This is a genomic window from Rhizobium moroccans (assembly GCF_057559155.1).
Genome location: NZ_JBHFJG010000021.1, coordinates 1 through 17594, shown reverse-complemented (window position 1 = coordinate 17594; position 17594 = coordinate 1). Strand labels below are relative to the sequence as shown.

The following is a 17594-nucleotide window of genomic DNA, read 5'->3' as shown; positions in this document are numbered from 1 at the left end:
GAGGGGACTTGCCTCATGTGGTGCTTGCGGAATGAAGAAGACGGCGCGGCATATCCCTTCTCCCCGCGAGCGGGGAGAAGGTGGCGGCAGCCGGATGAGGGGCATGCCCGTGGATCAACGAGAAAGCCTCACCCGCCAATCGCCCTCGTGCCGATCGCCAGCCGTTCGGCCTCTTCGCGAAGATCGAGCGTCACAATCGTTCCGTTGCGAATGTCGCGCTTCAGCGTATCCTTGCGCTCGGGCTCGACCTTGATCTCGCCGGTCTCGAAGAGCCTCTCCAGCCGGCTGCGGGAAAGCCCGAGTTCTCCAGCCAGCAGCCGGTCGAGCCTGAGGCCGATCGGGAAGGGCAGGGCAAGCGTGATGCCAATCCTGCGCCAGCGCTCGGTCCCGGATATCGCCCCCTTGCGGACCTCGAACTCGGTGCTTTCCTCGATGCGGCTGGCCCTGGCCCTCAGCGCCTCCGCATCGAATTCCAGGCTTGCCACGAAGGCAGGTGCACTGGCCTGCAGGGCCTCCAGCACAGCGGGTTCGATCTGCCGCACGTTTTGCCGTTCGAGGATCGGCCGGTTCCAGGTCTTCTCGCAATCGATGCACCTGTAGATCAGCCAGGCGTCCAGCCTGCGGCCGTTTGCGTTGAGCCGCGTCTTGCCGCTGGAGCGGAAGGGCTTTTGAGCGCCGCAGCCGGAGCAGGGGAGGATGGGGCGGGGTGGGATTTTCGAAGTTACAGTCCATTCGACGTGAAGGATGTCGCACATGCCGTCTTGATCTTCCGGTCGGGAAGTTCATGCGGGAAATGGCACTGGAGAAGCCCTGATCGGGCGCGGCGTGGCGAATGTCCGGACTGTCGAAGAGATGAAGCGTCGGATGGTTTCAGGGCAGCGGAGGCCGCACTGGCACGAGCAATGCCAAACCGGTCTCAAGCCGCCACCCCGATGAACAGTCAGCCCATGCGTTCGCACGTCAGCGCGAGCCGCATGGCGGGTGAACCTGTCGAGACCGGGGATTACTTAGGCAAAGCGAACCTCAAAAGCCGACGCTCTTCGGCTGCAATGGATAACCGACCGGAGCGGAAAAGCAAGTCCGGCTCTCGCCCTTGGCGACTGTGACCTATATGGAAAGACAACAGAACAGGACGAGGTGAGGATCATGGACATCAAGCGCAGCGGATCGCAACCGTCGAGGCGGCAGCCTGCCGATTATTTCACCGGCACCGTCCGGCTGGACCCGGTCATCGAAACGCCGGACCCCGCCCGCGTGCGGGCCGCCGCCGTCACCTTCGAACCCGGCGCGCGCACCAACTGGCACACCCATCCGCTCGGCCAGACGCTGATCGTGACGGCGGGCTTCGGCCTTGCGCAGACCTGGGGCGGGCCGATCCGGGTCATCCGTCCGGGCGATGTCGTATGGTTTCCGCCGGGCGAGAAGCACTGGCACGGTGCCGCTCCGACCACGGCCATGACCCATATCGCCATTCAGGAAGCGCTGGACGGCTCGCCCGTCGACTGGCTCGAGCCGGTGACGGACGATCAGTATTCCGGCGAGCTCGCGAAGGATTAATCCACGAGGCGGATCGCTTCGTGGAGCCCATACCAGTCGTGCTTGCGCTTCGCCCAGAAGAGTGTGGCTGGCGCTGCGAACTTGGGCTCGCCGAAGCAGCCGACGGAAACGACGAGCTGTTCCGGGATCACCTCCGCCTCCATATAGACCAGCGAGCCGCAGGTCGGGCAGAAGATGTTATCCATCCAGTGGCCATTCTCGGTGATGCGGCGGAAGCGCCGCCGCTCGCCCTGGTCCTCGGTCACGGCGTCCCGCCGGAACCGGGCGCGATAGGCGAAGGCCGAGCCTGTCGCCCGCTGGCATTCAAGGCAGGCGCAGGCATAGACCCGGAGCGGCTCTCCCCGGAAGGAAAGCCGCAAGCTGCCGCAGGAACAGCTTGCGGTGTGGTCCGCCGGCATGTCCGGCCCCGTCATTTCGCCCCCATGAAGCGCGCCAACACGGCGAAATCGTCGTCCTGGTGGCCGTTGCGGAGCGCGGTTTCCAGAAGGCCCCCGAGCGCGTCCCCGAAGGCGGGGTTGAGGCCGCGTTCCGCGACGAGGTCGCGCAGGTGGTGGAAGGCGGAGCTATGGGCGGCGATCGTCGCCAGCGTTTCGGCGTCGCCGAGATCGCGGCCATCGCGGATGCGCTCCATCAGGTCTTGGCTGGCCCCGTCGATGATCGCCTGCGCCGCTGTCAGAAAACCGGCATAGGTGTCGAATTCGATGTCTTCCGCTCGGCAGATGGCGAGCGCCTGCAGCGTACCGAAGAGCGTGCCCCACATTTGGGAAAGCAGCGCGCTGTCGAGCGCCGAGGCCGTGCCGAAATCCTCGCCGACGAAGGCGGACTTGCCGCCGAGCGCCTTGAACAGCGCTTCGTGCTTGTTGAAATGCGCCTTCGAGCCGCTGTAGAGGATCACCGTTTCCGCCCCGCCGATGAAGTTCGGCGTCGCCATGATCGCGCCGTCCAGATAGGCAATGCCATGGTCTTCCGCCCACTTGCCGGTTTCGCGGGCGGTCTTCGGAGAGCCGGAGGTGAGCTGCACCAGGAGCTTGCCCTTAAGCGCCTCGGCGACGGCCGGTTTGCGCAATTGCGCGTCGGAAGCCTCGTAATCGAGAAGATTGACGATGACGATCTCCGCAGCTTCTGCCGCGCGCTCCGGCGTCGGCTCGGGGATTGCGCCGAAACCCGCCAGCGCTTGCGCCTTTTCAGCCGTCCTGTTCCAGACATGCACGCCGTGATCGGCTTCGAGCAGCGTCTTGACGAGTGCCGCGCCCATGCGGCCTGCGCCGAGAAAACCTATTGTGGTCATCGATCATAACTCCAATATTTGCGATGCCACCCTGATAGGACCGGGAAACCGCCGTGGTAAATTACCCACCTTCGGGTAAGCGGTTACGTTGAGGTAAGGAGAAGAGACCATGAAACGCCTGCCAGATGACGATTGCGGCTTCGCCACCGCCCTCAACGTGATCGGCGGAAAGTGGAAGACCGATATCCTCTGGGAGATCAACCTTGCGCCGCGCCGCTTCGGGGAACTGAGGCGCATCCTTTCGGGCGTCAGCGAGAAGGTGCTTGCCCAGCAGCTCCGCGAGATGGAGGCGGACGATCTCATTCGCCGCGAGGTGTTTCCGGGCAAGGTCCAGCGGGTGGAATATTCCGTGACCGATTTCGGCCGCAGCCTCAACGAGGCGGTGACGGTGATGGCGGACTGGGGCAAGGCCTTCGAGATCCGCATGGCGGAAAAGGCCGAAGAGGAGGCCCGCCCGCCGATGGCGTCCCCTGTGGCACTGAGAGCCTGATGCTGATCCGCAAACCGGTCCTGGAGAAGATCGTGGCGGGCGAGGTGACGCTCGCCTTCCGCCGCTGGAAGCGTCCGACGGTCAGAAGCGGCGGCCGGCTGCGCACCGCCGTCGGTGAGCTTGCCATCCATGATGTTTCGATTGTCGCCCCGGAAAGCCTGACTGCGGACGATGCCCGCGCCGCCGGCCATGCATCGCTCGATGCGCTGAGGAAGGAGCTTGCGGGCGAGGGGGAGATCTACCGCATTTCGCTTTCCTACGCAGGCGCGGACGGCCGCGCGGCGCTGAGGGAAGAGACGGAGTTCGATGAAGCCCAGCTCGCCACTCTCCACGGCAAACTCCGGCGCATCGATGAGCGCCTCGAAAGACCTGGCTGGACGCGGAATACGCTGCGCCTCATCGGCGAAAATCCGGGCCGCCGGGCGCAGGAGCTTGCCGATCTCCTCGGTATGGAAAAGGCGGCGTTCAAGACTGAGGTACGCCGCCTGAAGGAACTCGGCCTTACAGAAAGTCTCGAGACCGGCTACCGGCTCTCGCCAAGAGGATGGAAAGTGCTGGAGGGCGCTTGAGGAAGGCTATTTCCCTGGCTCGAACACCATGGCATGGCCGTTGATGCAGTAGCGCAGGCCCGTCGGCGGCGGGCCGTCGGGGAAGACGTGGCCGAGATGCCCGCCGCAATTGGCGCAGCGGATTTCCGTGCGCACCATGCCGTGGGAACTGTCGCGATGCTCGGTCACCGCGCCTTCCTTGACCGGCTCGAAATAGCTCGGCCAGCCGCAGCCGGAATCGAACTTGGTGTCGGATATGAACAGCGGCTCGTTGCAGCCGGCGCAGCGGTAGAGCCCCTTTTCCTTACTGTCCCAGTAAGGCCCGGTGAAGGCGCGTTCCGTGCCGGCCTGGCGCAGGATGCGATATTGCTCCGGCGTGAGCTGCTCGCGCCATTCGATGTCGCTCTTGTGGACTTTCGGCGTGGTGACGTCGGACATGGAAATCTTCCTCTCGTTTTCCCATAGATAGGGTCTGCCGGGTGCGACGAAAAGCCGGCTTTCTGTGCATCGCGCCCGAAAATTCTTGAGGCACCGGATTCATTCGCCTAATGAGGATAGTGCCGTCCGGACGGGGCGGATTCTGCAGTGAAGATCGGGAGAGGATATGGCTGCCAGCGCGCCGGCACTGACATTGTTGTGTCTCTTCCTGCCTTTCATCGCAGCCTTCCTGGCTCCGGTCCTCACACGCGCTTTCGGCCACAAGGCCGCCTGGCTGCTGGCGCTGGCGCCGGCCTTCGCCTTCCTGCATTTCGCGAGCTTTCTCGGCGAGGTGGCGGCGGGCGAGGTGGTCACCGGCGGCTATGCCTGGGTGCCGAGCTTCAATATCTCGTTTTCCTGGTTCCTCGATGGCCTGTCGCTCACCTTCGCGCTTCTGATCACCGGCATCGGCACGCTGATCGTGCTTTACTCCGGCGGCTACATGAAGGGCCATCCGCAGCAGGGGCGCTTCTTCTCCTTCATTCTGCTCTTCATGGGCGCGATGCTGGGGCTCGTCATTTCCGACAGCTTCCTGATGCTCTTCGTCTATTGGGAGCTGACCTCGATCACCTCCTTCCTGCTGATCGGCTTCGATCACGAGCGCCCGGAAGCCCGCCGCGCAGCACTTCAGGCCATGGTGGTGACGGGCGGGGGAGGGCTGCTGCTGCTCGCCGGCTTGATCTTCCTCTGGAACATTACCGGGGTCACTCAGCTCTCGTTGCTCGTGCATGTGGGCGATGGCCTCAGGGAAAGCCCGTTCTATCTCGCCGCACTTCTTCTGGTGCTCGGCGGCGCCTTCACCAAGTCGGCGCAGTTCCCGTTCCATTTCTGGCTGCCGAACGCCATGGAGGCGCCGACGCCCGTCTCGGCCTACCTGCATTCGGCCACCATGGTGAAGGCCGGCGTCTATCTCCTGATGCGGCTGAACCCGGTCATGGGCGATACGCCCGCCTGGCAGATCCTGCTGCCCTTCTTCGGCGGCGTGACGCTGATCGCCGGCACGCTGCTCGCCCTCCGCCAGACGGATCTGAAACTCATGCTCGCTTACACCACCATGGCCTCGCTCGGCCTGCTGGTGATGCTGACCGGTTTCGGCGCCGATCACGCGGTGGAGGCGGCGGTGCTCTATCTGGTCGCCCATTCGCTCTTCAAAGGCGCGCTCTTCATGGTCGCCGGTGCGGTGGATCACGAGGCCGGAACGCGCGACGTGACCCGTCTCGGCGGGCTTCGCCGGGCCATGCCGGTCACTTTCGCAGCCGGCCTGCTCGCCGCGCTTTCCATGGGCGGCCTGCCGCTCTTCTTCGGCTTCCTCGCCAAGGAGGAGATCTATTACGCGCTCGCCCATGGCGATCCGCGCTCGATCATGTTCACGACCGTTGCGGTTATCGGCAATGCGCTGATGTTCGCCGTCGCCTTCGCGGTGGGGCTGAAGCCCTTTATCGGCAAGCACGTCGAGACGCCGAAGCACGCGCATGAGGGGCCGGTTCTGCTGTGGCTCGGGCCGGTGGTCCTGGCCGTCCTCGGGCTTCTCGCCGGCCTGATCTCGGCCCCGGCGCATCTTTACGTCTCCTCGCCCATGGCGAGCGCGGTGAAGGGCGCGCCGGTGACGATCGATATCTCCACCGTGCCGCATATCGGCCTGCCGCTTCTCCTCTCGATCGTCACGGTTCTCTTCGGCATCCTCGTCTATCTGCGGATCGACAGCGCCCGCGCCGCCATGGTCCGGCTGCTTGCCGCGCTCGGCCCAGGGCCGGATCGCGGCTTTGATCACTTCGTCTCCGGCCTGGTGCGGCTTGCCGTCTCGGTGACGCGCTTCGTCCAGCCGGGTAGGCTCGAGGTCTACATCACAGCAAGCTTCATCCTCGTGGCGCTGGCGCTGCTTCTGCCGCTCTTCCTCTTCGGCGAACTGCCGGATATGCCGGCCTGGCCGCGGGATGCGCTGATCCAGGAATATGCCTTCCTCGCCATCGCGCTGATCGGCCTCTTCGCGGTCCTCAAGGCGGCGGACCGGCTCACCGCCATCGTCTCCCTCGGCATTCAGGGCTTTGCGGTCGCGGTCCTCTTCCTGCTCTTCGGCGCGCCGGACCTCTCGTTTACCCAGTTCATGGTGGAGACGCTCTCGGTCGTCATCCTGGCGCTTGTCATGACGAGGCTCAGGCTCTCGCCCCGCGATCACCGGCCGCGCGGCCAGATGCTGTTCGATGCGACGATCGCCATCGCCTGCGGGCTGGGTTTCGCGCTTCTGCTGCTGAAAGCCACCCAGGCGCCCTTCAACAACGCGCTGACGGAATTCTTCAACGCCTATTCGAAGGTGATCGCCCACGGCGCGAATGTCGTGAACGTCATCATCGTCGATTTCCGCGGCACGGATACGCTGGGCGAAATCGCCGTGGTGATGGTGACCGGCCTTGCGGTTCTGGCGCTCATCCGCATCCGGGTGGGGGGCACGCGCCGGCTGGCGGATAATGTCCCCGGCAAGGACAGGGGGGCGCCATGAACACGCTGATCCTGCGCACCGTCGCACCCTTCATCACCGCGCTGATGCTGCTCTTCTCGGTCTTCGTGCTGCTGCGCGGCCACAATGAGCCGGGCGGCGGCTTCATCGGCGGGCTGATCGCGGCCTCGGCGCTTGCCATCTACGGCATCGCCTATGGCGTTTCGGCCGTGCGCCGTGCCATCCGCTTCCATCCCATGGCGATCGCCGGTTTCGGCCTGCTGATTGCCGTCATCTCCGGCGTGATCTCGATTTTTGCCGGCGTGCCCTTCATGACCGGGCTCTGGATCTATCCGACCCTTTTCGGGGTGGAGGTGCCGCTCGCTACCGTCGTGTCCTTCGATATCGGCGTCTACCTGGTCGTCGTCGGCGCGATCACCTCGATCGCGCTTGCGCTGGAAGAAAGGGATCACGACTGATGGAAGTGTTGTTTTCCCTGCTCATCGGCTTGTTCTTCGCCGTCGCCATTTATCTGATGATGTCGAAATACACCGTGCGCATCCTGCTCGGCATCGTCATTCTCGGCAATGCGGTGAACCTGCTCCTGTTCACCGCCGGCCGGCTGACGCGCGAAGTGCCGCCGATCATCGGTGCGGGCCTGGATGCCTTGCCGGCCGGCGCCGCCAATCCGCTGCCGCAGGCGCTGATCCTCACCGCGATCGTCATCTCGTTTTCCTTCTTCGCCTTCCTGCTGGTGCTGGCCTACCGCGCCTATCAGGAACTCGGCACCGACAATACGGACGAAATGCGGCTTGCCGAACCGGGCGACGAACCGCTTCCGCCGCTGGGGTATTAGTATGGTGTTCTTCTCCGTGGTTCAGACCCCTCCCCAACCCCTCCCCACAAGGGGGAGGGGCTTAACATGCCGCACCGCCTTCGATCCGGGAAGTAGGCGTTGCCGCGAGTCCTCTGCCCCCTTGTGGTGGGGTCCGAAGGACGGGTCGAGACCAGTGTCTCGACCCCAAAAGCCGGCAGGCCAGAGGGGGAAGCTTGTCTCCGGTGGAGGTAACCTCTGATGGCCGCTCCAACCTCCACCCCCGTCGATCTCTCCGCAGCCCTGGTGCTTGCGCCCGCCACATTCGCCGATTGGCTGGTTGTGCTGCCGGTCGCGCTGATGCTCGGCGCCGGCGCCGCGCTGATGATGATCCGCCACCGCATAGACCTGCATGGCCTTCTCGCCGTGCCGGCGCTCGCGCTCCTGGTGCTCATCGATGCCGCGCTGCTCTGGAAGGTCTGGTCGGGCGGGCCCGTCACCATGACCATGGGCCGCTGGCTGCCGCCCTTCGGCATCGCCTTCACCGTCGATCTCTTCGGCGCCGTCATGGCGCTGGTCGCGGCGCTCGCGGCCCTTGCCGGCGGCATCTATGCGCTGCGCGATATCGATACCAGCGGTCGCCGCTACGGCTTCTTCCCCTTCCTGCTCTTGCTGATGGCGGGCGTCACGGGAGCCTTCGTGACCGGCGACGTCTTCAACCTCTATGTCTGGTTCGAGGTTCTGCTGATCTCCTCCTTCGGCCTGCTGATCCTCGGTTCCGAGCGGGAGCAGATCGACGGCGCGCTGAAATACGCGATCCTCAACCTCCTCGGCACGACGCTCTTCCTGATCGGCGTCGGCTATCTCTATGCGATCTTCGGCACGCTCAACATGGCCGATATCGCGACAAAGGCCGCCGATCACCGCGGCAGCGCGCCCACCATCACGCTTGGCGCACTCTTCGTGCTCGCCTTCGCCATGAAGGCGGCCGCCTTCCCGGTAAACTTCTGGCTGCCGGCCTCCTATCACACGCCGCGCATCGTGGTTTCCGCGCTTTTCGGCGGCCTGCTGACCAAGGTCGGCATCTACGCGCTGATCCGCATCATGGTCATGCTCTTCCCCGTCGAGCGGGAGGAGCTGAGCTTGGTGATCGCGATTTCCGCTGCGCTCACCATGCTGCTCGGCGCGCTCGGTGCGCTGGCACAGAACGATCTGAGAAGGCTCGCCGGCTATCTCGTCATCGCCGGCATCGGCAACATGATGGCAGGCGTCGCGATCGGCACGGAGCCCGGCGTCAGCGGTGCGATCCTCTATGCCCTGCATTCCATGGTGGCGATGACGGCGCTCTACCTGGTGACGGGCGAGGCGGCGCGGCTCGGCGGCTCGTTCTCGCTTGCGGCCCTCGGCGGCCTCTATGTCCGCTCGCCCTGGTTTACGGCCGCGTCCTTCATCCTGTTCCTGGCGGTTGCCGGCCTGCCGCCCTTCCTCGGCCTCTGGCCCAAGGTGGCGCTCCTGAAGGCCGCGCTCGATATCGGTGCCTGGTGGCTCGCCGCCTCGATCCTCGTTTCCGCCTTCATCGTCACGCTCGCGCTCGGCCGCGTCTTCCTGCTCGCCTACTGGCGTCCGCGGGCCGATGACGCCCCGCCCGCTCCAAGGGCCAGCATGACGATCGTGCTGCCGATCGCCGGGCTCGTTGCCTTCTCCGTCGTCTTCGGCCTCTTTCCGGAAAGCCTGATCGGCCTCTCGCAGGCAGCCGCCGAAGGGCTTGCCGATCCTTCCGCCTATATCCGTTCGGTCTTCCCCGGAGGCGCGCCCATTCCTGCCGGAGGAGCCCCATGACCACGATCATCGTCAGCACGCTCTTCACCGCTGTCTGGGTGGCGATCACCGGCAGCGCCAGCTTCCACAACCTCGCCTTCGGCTTCCTGCTCGCGACGCTTTGCCTGTGGATCGTGCGCGACGAGATGGGCGGGCGCGGCTATTGGAAGCGGTTCGGGCGGGTGCTTTCACTCCTCGTCCTCTTCCTCAAGGAACTCGCGCTTTCCGCCTGGAAGGTGGCGGTTCTGGTGGTAAGCCCGCGCATGGACCTGAAGCCCGGCATCTTCGCCTTCCCGCTGACGGTCGACCGTGATTTCGAGATCACGCTGCTCGCCAACCTCATCACGCTGACGCCAGGCACGCTCTCGGTCGACGTCTCGGTCGATCGCAAGACGCTGTTCGTCCATGCGATCGATTGCTCCGATATCGAGGCGACGAAGCGGGATATCGCCGAAGGCTTCGAGCGCAAGATCATGGAGGCGTTTAGATGAGCGCGCCCGATACCGTTCTCTCCGTCGCCATCCTGATCGGCCTCGTCCTCCTCGGCATCGCCTTTCTGCTGACCGTCTACCGCGTCATCAAGGGGCCGACCCTGCCGGACCGGGTGGTGGCGCTCGATATGCTGGTCGGCATCGTGATCGGCTTCATCGGCGTGATCGCCATCAGGACCGGCTTCACGCTCTATATCGATATCGCAATCTCGCTCGGCCTCGTCGGCTTCCTGGCGACCGTCGCGTTTGCCCGCTTCATCCTGGCGCGTGGGCGCGACGGATCGTCCGAGGGCGCGCCCGCAGCCGCCGAAGCCGCGCCCGCCGAGAGGGCAGGCGGCCGAGCAAAGGCAAAGGCGAAGGCGAAACCCGCTCCGCCGGCGGCAGGAAAGGGGAGAAAGGCCTGATGGACATGCTCTTTGCGCTGGCGACCGCCGCGCTGATCCTTTCCGGCTCCGCCTTCGCGCTGATCGCGGCGATCGGCCTCAACCGGCTGCCGGACATCTATACCCGCATGCACGCGGCCTCCAAGGCCGGCACGGTCGGCTCGGGGCTGATGCTGCTCGCCGTCGGCGTGCATTCCGGCGATTTGGCCACTCTTGCCCGCGCGCTTGCCGGTTTTTTCTTCTTCATTCTGACCGCCCCGGTTTCGGCCCACTTGCTTGCCAAAGCGGCGCATCAGGTCGGCTATTCGCTGTCGCCGCGCTCCGTTTGCGATGAAATGAGCGATTATGAGAAGCGAATATAACCCTCAGTGGTAGATTTATTGGTTTTTTCAGCAGGCAATATTTTCCGAATCTATCGGAGTAATTGCACTGTTCTTTTGGTGTAGAGCTGAAAAATGCCCCCTATTACCAGATTTCGCACTTGAAGGACTTTCGCAAGAGGTCTAATTCCAAAGTAGTTGAGCGCTGATGTTGCCTGGAAGAGGTCTCTTTCCGAGAATGCCGAACGTGTCTAGCCGATCCTTCTGGAAAAGCTGGCGGAAACACTCGGGGTTTGAAGGAAAACCTGCTTCGAGGCATGTCCGAGGCCATGAACGCCTCCTTGCCGTGTGAAATCTAGGGGTAGGTTTCATGTCTTCGCGACGATGCGGCTAGGTGGTGTCCTGTCCACGAAATGCTCCACTCGGACGGGTGCCGCGGAGGTCGCGGGCCTCGTCGTCACAGTTTGAACAGGAGACATGAAATGACAGAGATCGCACTGGGCAAGGGCCAGGACCTGCTGGTGGAACTGACCGCCGACATCGTCGCTGCCTATGTGAGCAACCATGTCGTCCCCGTGGGCGACCTTCCGAACCTCATTTCGGATGTCCACTCGGCCCTCACCAACACCTCTTCTCCGGCTCCCGCCGCAACGACGGTCGAAAAGCCGAAGCCTCCGGTCCCGATCAAGAAGTCCATCGAGGACGATTACCTGATCTGCCTGGAGGATGGGCAGAAGTTCAAGTCGCTGAAGCGGCACCTGATGACCCATTACAACATGACCCCGGAAGAATACCGGGAAAAGTGGGGTCTGCCGGCGGATTACCCGATGGTCGCGCCTGCCTATGCCGAGGCGCGCTCGCGTCTCGCCAAGGAAATGGGCCTCGGCCAGCGCCGCAAGCGGGCGTGATTTTGGAGGGGCGGCAGCCCCTCGGCTCGGCTCCCACGGGCACCCCCCTATGGGCAACTCTTTGTGAAAGACTGCAGCGCCCTACGCACGATGCGTGGCCGCGCTGCATGCTCCCTCTTCCTTGATTGAAGGTGGTGAGGGCGCTCCGGCGGAAAGCCGGCGCGATGTTGCCGATCTCCGTCATCGGCTTTTCCGCAGCTCGCGCTGCCTCCATGCTTCTCCCTTGCCGCGCTCGGCGCGAACCTCCCCGCAAAGCATGCGCCTTCGCATTGTAGGATTGTGCCACGTTGCGGGGACGATGAGAGGAAAAAATTCCCATCTCCGATTTCCTCTTCATTGAAAAACCTGAGGAATTTCAGTGAGGCACAACCGACCCGTCGCTTCCTGCATCCCCGCTCTTGCTCTAAGGTGTATGAATTAATTCCTATTCATTGAGGAGTTGTCATGCCTTTTGAGAAGCTTCCGAACGCCTCCCAGCCGACGCATCCCGCTCTATTCCGGGCGGGCGCGGGGCGCCTGCCGATACTCATGACCCTCAGCCTGCCCTCGAGGAATACCTGCCGCATTGTTCGGCAGCTCGTGAGCGAGATGGTCGTGCTGCTCGGCGATCGCGTAATGCCGCCGCGGGACCGCCGCCGCCCGTCCTGCCATGTGCGGCAGATCGCCATGTATGTCTGCCATGTCTCGCTCAGGATGTCGCTCAGCGATATCGGCGATGCCTTCGGCCGCGATCGCACCACGGTCGGCCATGCCTGCCATGTGGTCGAGGACCGCCGCGACGATCCCGCCTTCGATGATTTCGTCTCCGCCGTGGAGCGCATCGTCGCGGCCGTCTTCGGGCTTTCGGAGATGTCGGCTCATGATTGAGGTAACCGGAAGCGAAGCGAAGCTGGCGCGCGCCGCCAGGAAGGAAATGCTGTGCCTCATCCGCCAGCTTTCCCGCGGCGAATGCACCGTCAAACCCTCGCCCAACGGAGAAATGCTGATGCTCGGGGAGGAGGGGCGCGCCTATTCCCGCGCCACCATTCGTGCGGCAGAGGCGAGGGGGCTCCTGCGGATCGTGGAGGGTAGGGCCTCGGCAAATCCCGAAGCCTCGGCCTTTCTGCGCCGCGCTCTGGTCGAGGGGGATGACGACGAGAGGTTCGGCGGCCAGCATCGCGAGATCGCGGTGGAAAGCGTCGAGGTGGAGGGAGCCCGCCAGCCGGTGCGCCGCAATCTTTCGGAATCGCCGCTTTCGGCGCTCGCCAGGATAAGGGATCGCAACGGTGCCTCCTTCCTGCCGGAAGAGGCGATCGCGGCCGGCGAGCGGCTGCTTGCCGATTTTACCAGGGCGCAGTTGCAGCCGCGCGTAACGGCTTCGTGGGAGCCGAGACTTGCAAGCCGCGGCAAGGGGCAGGCGGGCGGTCAGGCCGAGATCGCCGAAAGCGCAATGGCGGCGCGTGACCGCTTCGCCCGCGCCGTGGAGGCGATGGGGCCCGAGCTTGCCGGAGTGGCGGTCGATGTCTGCTGTTTCTCGAAGGGGCTGGAACTGGTGGAGCGGGAGCGGCAATGGCCGGTGCGTTCGGCAAAGCTGATGCTGCGCGCCGCACTTCTGGCGCTTGCCCGCCACTATGCTCCGCCCGCGCCGGAACGCCGGCGCCGCAGGCACCATTGGGGCGTGGAGGATTATCGGCCGGTGTTGTGATTTGCTACCCCTCCCGGCCTGCCGGCCTCCCTCCCCACAAGGGGGAGGGGACAAGCGGCAATGTCCCCGCTCCATCGCATCCTGCCAGGCTACTTTGTCTCCGGTCATGAGAAAAAGCGATGAGGGCGCGGCATATCTCCCTCCCCCTTGTGGGGAGGGTGGCCAGCAGGCCGGGAGGGGCTATTTTACGCCGCGACCTTCGCTGTCGCTTCCTGCCTGATCCGCCGCACCATGGAGCGCAGTCCGTTGGCGCGCTGCGAGGAGAGGTGTTCCACCAGCCCGATGCGGTCGAAGATCTCGATTGCGTCGGTCGTGGCGATCTCGGAGGCGCGCTTGCCGGAATAGACGGCGAGCACGATCGCCACCAGCCCGCGCACGATATGCGCGTCGGAATCGCCCTCGAAGGTCAGCACAGGGTCGGCCGCGCCGTCCGAATGGCTGACGAGCCAGACCTGGCTCGCGCAGCCCTGCACCTTGTTCTCGAGCGTCCGCTTGTCATCGGCAAGCTCCGGCAGTTGCTTGCCGAGCTCGATGACATAGCGGTAGCGGTCTTCCCATTCGTCGAGGAAAGCGAAATCGTCGATGATCTGGTCGAGGCTCGCCATGGCGGCTCCTGCTAAAGCATGTCGCGCAGAGACTGCGCAGCGTTCAGTCCTCATATAGGGAGGAACCGCCTCGGGGAAAACAGCAAAAAAATCGCCGCGAGGATTTCATTCCTCGCGGCGCCGGCAGGATGCCGAGATACAGGGCAGGCAGACAGGCGCCGTGAACCCCAAAGGAGCGCGGCGCAAGCTTTCGGAATTGCGTAAAGAGACTCAGTGAAGCGGCTTCGGCTGCGGCAGCGGAATGGCTCCGGTCATGATGGTGTCGGCGCCGCCCTCATGGCGCGGAGCGGCGGCCTTGCCGGGGAAGGGCGCGGGATCGGGATCGGCAAGCTCGGCGATCGGCCCGTTTTCGGCCGGCTTGCCGTCTTCCGCAAATTGCTTGTCCAGAAGCTCGAACGCGACGCGCGCGCCTTCCCGGGCCCGGTGGCCGAGCAGCGTCAGGGTCTCGGCGCCCTTCTCGCAAACATCCGGCTTTTCCGAGCAGAGCGCGCTCATGTACTGATAGGCCTCGGTGGCGACCCGGAACGTATCGGTGACCTGCAGCGCGGAAACGGCTTCCGTCTCCTGGGCGGGGCGGGAGCTGAAATAGGAGAGCACGACGAGCACCGCCGCGAACCAGAAACTTCCCTTGATCAGAAACCACATTGTCCCGTCACCCTCTAAATCCGTCCGACCGCCGCGGCGGCCGCCGGCTTGCTTCCGGTCCTGGCCGAGACCTTACAGCCGGGAAGCGAACAGCGTTTTTATATGATCGCTCGATTTTTAAATAAATTTCTCCGGAATTTTTACCTGCCCCCGTTTGAGACAGGTTTGAGCCGAATTCGAGTACAAGTTTAGCGATTGCCGTTAAGCATAAATGCGGCAGGGCCCCGAAGCCATGGCCTTTGCGGAGGCGGCCCTCGCCATAAAGGTTAACGTGAGGCGGAAAACGCAGTCGAATCCGTTGCTTACGCCGCGTTAACCATGATCGCAGAAGTGCCCCGGATTGTGTGTCAAAGCGGGATTTCGGGGTGCCTGGAACCTTCAAAAGGGGTTGTTTTATCCTTTCTTTAAGCCGCATGGACCTATTGTCCCTTCAACGAATGAGTCTGTTGTTTTCAGGATTTGGCGTGCGCGTATTGAGTAACATTGCCGGCTGGGCGGTCGAACTGGTCGACCATGCCGCGCTCCGATGGCTGGAGCGTATCGGCGAAGGTGATCGGGCGCCCGCAGGCGAGATCGCCTTCCTGCGCCGGCTCGCCTTCTCCTGCCTTGCCGCGCTCGTCTGCGTGCCTCTTGCCTTAAGTTTCGTGGCGAGCCCCTCGCTGGCGCTGCCGGTGGGCGCTGCCGTCGTTCTCTCGCTCTTCCTCGTGGCCGCCGCCGCTGCCTTCGCCTTCCGGCGTTCCGCTGTAGTGCCCTTTTCCGGCCTGGAGCCGGATGACGCCGTTTTCGCCGCATGCCCCGGCCTTGCGCTGATCCTCGATCCGCAGGGCGTTGTGGTGAAGGCCGGCGGCCGCGATCGCCTCGGCCTGCCTGCAAACCTGCGCGCGCCGACCGGCGCCGTCTTTGCCGAGCTGGTTCATGTCTCCGACCGCATCACCCTCATGCAGGCATTCGACGCTCTGCGCCAGGGAAGCGAGAGCGCGCTCGTCGAAGTCCGGGTCGAGCGTCCCTTTTGCGCTTCCGGCGGCCGGCAGTTCCTCTATGCCCGGATGGATATGACCGCCCTTCGCGATGGCGAGGGACGGCTTTTCCAGGTCTTCGCCCAGCTTCGCGATACGTCCGAGGAGGCGGCGCTGCGCGCCGAAGCCGTCCGGAGCACGGCCGAGGCCCAGTCCGCGCATGAGGCGAAATCGCGCTTCCTGGCCGCCGTCAGCCATGAGCTGCGCACGCCCCTCAATGCCATTCTCGGCTTTTCGGATGTGCTGGCGGGCGAATATTTCGGCAAGCTCGAAACCGAGCGCCAGCGGGAATATGTGGGCCTCATCCGCCAGTCGGGCGCGCATCTGCTCTCCGTGGTGAACACCATGCTCGACATGAGCAGGATCGAGGCTGGGCGCTACGAGCTCCTGACCGAGCCCTTCCGCATCGCCGATGCGATGGAGGCCTGCCGCGCCATGCTCGATCTTTCCGCTCGCGAGAAGGAAATCACGCTTACCTGCCGCGTGCAGAAGGGGCTGGGCGAGGTGGTGGCGGACCGCCGCGCCGTGCAGCAGATCCTCATCAATCTCGCCGGCAATGCCATCAAGTTCACCGATCGCGGCGTCGTCTCCATCGATGCGGCGCTCGACGGCGGCGATCTCGTCCTCTCCGTCAGCGATACCGGCATCGGGATTGCGGCAGAAAAGCTGGAACTGATCGGCGAGCCCTTCATGCAGGTTGATAATGATTTCGCCCGCCGTTACGAAGGGACCGGCCTCGGCCTGTCGCTGGTCAAGGGTCTCGTGGCGCTGCATGGCGGCCGCTTCGAGATCAGAAGCCGCCCCGGCGAGGGGACCGTGGTGACGGTCCTGCTGCCGGCGGATGGCTCCGGCGCGGCACGCCGCGATGGTGCGGCGGAGGAGCAGACGATCGAATTTCCCCCTCGTCTCCCCAGGGGCCTCTCCAAGGGCCTCCCCGGGGAACCCAAGGTCGGCGGGGGAGCGCCCATGACGGACGAACGGGATTTTGACCATGACCGCGCGAAAGCGAAAATCGCCTGAGAGGAGGAAGTCGGCCAAGGGGCCGGGTCTTCCCTTGCGCCTGGCCACGGCGGTGGCCGGTGGGGCCGGGGCTGGTGTTGCGGCGGTGGCCGGTTCGCTCGGGGCCGCGGCCGCGCGCCATCCGCGCATCGTGGCCGGGGCCTCCGCCTTCATCGTCGTGTTCAGCTTCGTCGCAGCCAACGCCCTCTGGTATCAGCCGGGCGGCCACCCGTCTCCCTTCCTCGCAACCCGCGATCTGGAAGATCCGAATGCCATCGCCGGCTACCGGCCGCTACGGCGGGCAGCCCCCGAAGAGGTCACGACATTCCGCATAGAGCGGGTGGAGGAAGCGGCGCCCGCCGAAAGCGCGGGGACGACGCCGGCCGTGGCTCCGGTTCCGGCACCGGTTCCCGCAGCCGAGCCTCAGGCGCCGCAGGCACCCCACCCGCCGCAACAGACGGCGGCCGACCGGGCCCTGGTCGCTGAAGTCCAGCGCGAGCTTTCCCGCCGAGGCCTCTATGAGGGTGCCGACGACGGGCTGATGGGCCCGCGCACCGCGGCCGCGATCCTCTCCTTCCAGGAGGCCGCGGGCCTGGAACGCACCGGCGGCGCCAGTGCCGAACTGCTCGCCGCGCTGAAGGCCGGAACCCAGGTGGCGTCCCGCCCGGCTGAGCCCGCCCAGCAGCCGGCGGAAGCTCCGCGCGCGCTGGTGGCCGTCGTCCCCGCCGCCCGCCCGGCGGAAAACATCCATGCGGGGGAGGATCCGGTCGCAGCCGCCATCCGCTCTGCGGAAAAGAGCCCGTCCGCGCGCCCGCCCGCCAATGTCGGCGGGCCTGCGAGACAGGTATCGGCGTCGAGGCCGACGATACTCCCGCCGTCCGATCTCGTGCTGCAGATCCAGCGCGGGCTTTCCAACATCGCCTATGCCGATGTCACCGTCGACGGCGTGGCGGGCGACCAGACCAAGGCGGCGATCCGCCGTTTCGAGAAGCACTACCGCCTTCCCGAGACCGGCGAGCCGAACGAGCAGGTCCTGAAGAAGCTGAAATCGATCGGCGCTCTTTAGTTTTCGGCTATCGGCAAAATTGCCCCTCATCCGGCATACTTCCTTCTCCCC

General features: G+C 64.7%; 21 protein-coding genes. 15 read left to right on the top strand and 6 right to left on the bottom strand.

The annotated features are described in order from the left end of the window. Positions 1-128: 128 nt before the first annotated feature. Positions 129-755: a DUF1062 domain-containing protein gene (locus tag ACE04I_RS12870; RefSeq protein WP_137326784.1), complete on the bottom strand. Its 627-nt coding sequence runs from the start codon at positions 753-755 to the stop codon at positions 129-131. Between the two features lie 391 nt (positions 756-1146). Between ACE04I_RS12870 and ACE04I_RS12865 the strand changes: the two genes are divergently transcribed. Continuing rightward, the gene (locus ACE04I_RS12865) at positions 1147-1557 is read left to right on the top strand and encodes a (R)-mandelonitrile lyase (protein ID WP_046795744.1); all 411 of its coding nucleotides are present in this window, start codon (positions 1147-1149) and stop codon (positions 1555-1557) included. Here the strand turns inward: ACE04I_RS12865 and ACE04I_RS12860 are convergent. Both ACE04I_RS12860 and ACE04I_RS12855 read right to left on the bottom strand, forming a co-directional pair. Next, positions 1554-1970, bottom strand: a complete 417-nt coding sequence (locus ACE04I_RS12860; protein ID WP_245282129.1) for a GFA family protein — start codon at positions 1968-1970, stop codon at positions 1554-1556. The two genes, ACE04I_RS12865 and ACE04I_RS12860, sit on opposite strands and share 4 nt — an antisense overlap. After that, on the bottom strand, positions 1967-2845 hold the full coding sequence (locus ACE04I_RS12855) for an NAD(P)-dependent oxidoreductase (RefSeq protein WP_082118414.1): 879 nt from the start codon (positions 2843-2845) through the stop codon (positions 1967-1969). The genes ACE04I_RS12860 and ACE04I_RS12855 overlap by 4 nt, the downstream gene beginning before the upstream one ends. 109 nt (positions 2846-2954) lie before the next feature. On the opposite strand from ACE04I_RS12855, the gene ACE04I_RS12850 reads away from it, so the two are divergent. Together ACE04I_RS12850 and ACE04I_RS12845 are read left to right on the top strand one after the other, a co-directional pair. Further along, complete coding sequence (locus ACE04I_RS12850) at positions 2955-3335, top strand: winged helix-turn-helix transcriptional regulator (RefSeq protein WP_046795743.1); 381 nt, start codon at positions 2955-2957, stop codon at positions 3333-3335. Next, positions 3335-3904: a helix-turn-helix domain-containing protein gene (locus tag ACE04I_RS12845; protein WP_046795742.1), complete on the top strand. Its 570-nt coding sequence runs from the start codon at positions 3335-3337 to the stop codon at positions 3902-3904. The genes ACE04I_RS12850 and ACE04I_RS12845 overlap by 1 nt, the downstream gene beginning before the upstream one ends. A gap of 6 nt (positions 3905-3910) precedes the next feature. Here the strand turns inward: ACE04I_RS12845 and msrB are convergent, their stop codons facing one another. Continuing rightward, positions 3911-4321: a peptide-methionine (R)-S-oxide reductase MsrB gene (gene msrB, locus ACE04I_RS12840; RefSeq protein ID WP_046795741.1), complete on the bottom strand. Its 411-nt coding sequence runs from the start codon at positions 4319-4321 to the stop codon at positions 3911-3913. A gap of 166 nt (positions 4322-4487) precedes the next feature. Here msrB and ACE04I_RS12835 point away from each other — a divergent pair, with 166 nt between their 5' ends. The 10 genes from ACE04I_RS12835 (at position 4488) to ACE04I_RS12790 (ending at position 13212) form a co-directional block, all read left to right on the top strand. Beyond that, on the top strand, positions 4488-6857 hold the full coding sequence (locus tag ACE04I_RS12835; protein ID WP_046795740.1) for a putative monovalent cation/H+ antiporter subunit A: 2370 nt from the start codon (positions 4488-4490) through the stop codon (positions 6855-6857). Beyond that, the gene (locus tag ACE04I_RS12830; RefSeq protein ID WP_046795739.1) at positions 6854-7273 is read left to right on the top strand and encodes a Na+/H+ antiporter subunit B; all 420 of its coding nucleotides are present in this window, start codon (positions 6854-6856) and stop codon (positions 7271-7273) included. The genes ACE04I_RS12835 and ACE04I_RS12830 overlap by 4 nt, the downstream gene beginning before the upstream one ends. Next, the gene (locus ACE04I_RS12825; protein ID WP_046795738.1) at positions 7273-7650 is read left to right on the top strand and encodes a Na+/H+ antiporter subunit C; all 378 of its coding nucleotides are present in this window, start codon (positions 7273-7275) and stop codon (positions 7648-7650) included. The genes ACE04I_RS12830 and ACE04I_RS12825 overlap by 1 nt, the downstream gene beginning before the upstream one ends. A gap of 219 nt (positions 7651-7869) precedes the next feature. Continuing rightward, the gene (locus ACE04I_RS12820) at positions 7870-9447 is read left to right on the top strand and encodes a Na+/H+ antiporter subunit D (protein ID WP_046795737.1); all 1578 of its coding nucleotides are present in this window, start codon (positions 7870-7872) and stop codon (positions 9445-9447) included. After that, positions 9444-9917 carry a Na+/H+ antiporter subunit E gene (locus tag ACE04I_RS12815; protein WP_046795736.1) on the top strand — a complete coding sequence of 158 codons (474 nt, stop codon included), beginning with the start codon at positions 9444-9446 and terminating at the stop codon, positions 9915-9917. The genes ACE04I_RS12820 and ACE04I_RS12815 overlap by 4 nt, the downstream gene beginning before the upstream one ends. After that, positions 9914-10321 (top strand): cation:proton antiporter, encoded by a 408-nt coding sequence (locus ACE04I_RS12810; RefSeq protein ID WP_046795735.1) that lies wholly within the window; start codon positions 9914-9916, stop codon positions 10319-10321. The genes ACE04I_RS12815 and ACE04I_RS12810 overlap by 4 nt, the downstream gene beginning before the upstream one ends. Beyond that, positions 10321-10662, top strand: a complete 342-nt coding sequence (gene mnhG, locus ACE04I_RS12805; RefSeq protein WP_487207162.1) for a monovalent cation/H(+) antiporter subunit G — start codon at positions 10321-10323, stop codon at positions 10660-10662. Before ACE04I_RS12810 ends, mnhG begins: the two co-directional genes overlap by 1 nt. A 440-nt stretch (positions 10663-11102) precedes the next feature. Further along, positions 11103-11528 (top strand): Ros/MucR family transcriptional regulator, encoded by a 426-nt coding sequence (locus ACE04I_RS12800; protein WP_046795734.1) that lies wholly within the window; start codon positions 11103-11105, stop codon positions 11526-11528. A 444-nt stretch (positions 11529-11972) separates the two neighbouring features. Continuing rightward, complete coding sequence (locus ACE04I_RS12795; protein WP_245282128.1) at positions 11973-12395, top strand: helix-turn-helix domain-containing protein; 423 nt, start codon at positions 11973-11975, stop codon at positions 12393-12395. Then, positions 12388-13212: a DUF6456 domain-containing protein gene (locus tag ACE04I_RS12790; protein WP_046795733.1), complete on the top strand. Its 825-nt coding sequence runs from the start codon at positions 12388-12390 to the stop codon at positions 13210-13212. The genes ACE04I_RS12795 and ACE04I_RS12790 overlap by 8 nt, the downstream gene beginning before the upstream one ends. Positions 13213-13397: 185 nt before the next feature. Here the strand turns inward: ACE04I_RS12790 and ACE04I_RS12785 are convergent, their stop codons facing one another. Beyond that, positions 13398-13817 carry a SufE family protein gene (locus ACE04I_RS12785; RefSeq protein WP_046795732.1) on the bottom strand — a complete coding sequence of 140 codons (420 nt, stop codon included), beginning with the start codon at positions 13815-13817 and terminating at the stop codon, positions 13398-13400. Positions 13818-14027: 210 nt separating this feature from the next. After that, positions 14028-14462, bottom strand: a complete 435-nt coding sequence (locus tag ACE04I_RS12780) for a DUF5330 domain-containing protein (protein WP_046795731.1) — start codon at positions 14460-14462, stop codon at positions 14028-14030. Between the two features lie 437 nt (positions 14463-14899). Between ACE04I_RS12780 and ACE04I_RS12775 the strand changes: the two genes are divergently transcribed. Continuing rightward, the gene (locus tag ACE04I_RS12775; RefSeq protein ID WP_487207161.1) at positions 14900-16498 is read left to right on the top strand and encodes a sensor histidine kinase; all 1599 of its coding nucleotides are present in this window, start codon (positions 14900-14902) and stop codon (positions 16496-16498) included. After that, positions 16470-17543: a peptidoglycan-binding domain-containing protein gene (locus tag ACE04I_RS12770; protein ID WP_487207160.1), complete on the top strand. Its 1074-nt coding sequence runs from the start codon at positions 16470-16472 to the stop codon at positions 17541-17543. The genes ACE04I_RS12775 and ACE04I_RS12770 overlap by 29 nt, the downstream gene beginning before the upstream one ends. Positions 17544-17594: the final 51 nt, after the last annotated feature.

Coding starts and splice junctions, on each gene's coding strand:
- msrB (WP_046795741.1), bottom strand. CDS start 4,321: ATGTCCGACGTCACCACGCCGAAAGTCCACAAGAGCGACATCGAATGG.
- ACE04I_RS12835 (WP_046795740.1), top strand. CDS start 4,488: ATGGCTGCCAGCGCGCCGGCACTGACATTGTTGTGTCTCTTCCTGCCT.
- ACE04I_RS12820 (WP_046795737.1), top strand. CDS start 7,870: ATGGCCGCTCCAACCTCCACCCCCGTCGATCTCTCCGCAGCCCTGGTG.
- ACE04I_RS12790 (WP_046795733.1), top strand. CDS start 12,388: ATGATTGAGGTAACCGGAAGCGAAGCGAAGCTGGCGCGCGCCGCCAGG.
- ACE04I_RS12830 (WP_046795739.1), top strand. CDS start 6,854: ATGAACACGCTGATCCTGCGCACCGTCGCACCCTTCATCACCGCGCTG.
- ACE04I_RS12775 (WP_487207161.1), top strand. CDS start 14,900: ATGAGTCTGTTGTTTTCAGGATTTGGCGTGCGCGTATTGAGTAACATT.
- ACE04I_RS12825 (WP_046795738.1), top strand. CDS start 7,273: ATGGAAGTGTTGTTTTCCCTGCTCATCGGCTTGTTCTTCGCCGTCGCC.
- ACE04I_RS12870 (WP_137326784.1), bottom strand. CDS start 755: ATGTGCGACATCCTTCACGTCGAATGGACTGTAACTTCGAAAATCCCA.
- ACE04I_RS12845 (WP_046795742.1), top strand. CDS start 3,335: ATGCTGATCCGCAAACCGGTCCTGGAGAAGATCGTGGCGGGCGAGGTG.
- ACE04I_RS12865 (WP_046795744.1), top strand. CDS start 1,147: ATGGACATCAAGCGCAGCGGATCGCAACCGTCGAGGCGGCAGCCTGCC.
- ACE04I_RS12780 (WP_046795731.1), bottom strand. CDS start 14,462: ATGTGGTTTCTGATCAAGGGAAGTTTCTGGTTCGCGGCGGTGCTCGTC.
- ACE04I_RS12810 (WP_046795735.1), top strand. CDS start 9,914: ATGAGCGCGCCCGATACCGTTCTCTCCGTCGCCATCCTGATCGGCCTC.
- ACE04I_RS12795 (WP_245282128.1), top strand. CDS start 11,973: ATGCCTTTTGAGAAGCTTCCGAACGCCTCCCAGCCGACGCATCCCGCT.
- ACE04I_RS12800 (WP_046795734.1), top strand. CDS start 11,103: ATGACAGAGATCGCACTGGGCAAGGGCCAGGACCTGCTGGTGGAACTG.
- ACE04I_RS12855 (WP_082118414.1), bottom strand. CDS start 2,845: ATGACCACAATAGGTTTTCTCGGCGCAGGCCGCATGGGCGCGGCACTC.
- mnhG (WP_487207162.1), top strand. CDS start 10,321: ATGGACATGCTCTTTGCGCTGGCGACCGCCGCGCTGATCCTTTCCGGC.
- ACE04I_RS12785 (WP_046795732.1), bottom strand. CDS start 13,817: ATGGCGAGCCTCGACCAGATCATCGACGATTTCGCTTTCCTCGACGAA.
- ACE04I_RS12815 (WP_046795736.1), top strand. CDS start 9,444: ATGACCACGATCATCGTCAGCACGCTCTTCACCGCTGTCTGGGTGGCG.
- ACE04I_RS12850 (WP_046795743.1), top strand. CDS start 2,955: ATGAAACGCCTGCCAGATGACGATTGCGGCTTCGCCACCGCCCTCAAC.
- ACE04I_RS12860 (WP_245282129.1), bottom strand. CDS start 1,970: ATGACGGGGCCGGACATGCCGGCGGACCACACCGCAAGCTGTTCCTGC.
- ACE04I_RS12770 (WP_487207160.1), top strand. CDS start 16,470: ATGACCGCGCGAAAGCGAAAATCGCCTGAGAGGAGGAAGTCGGCCAAG.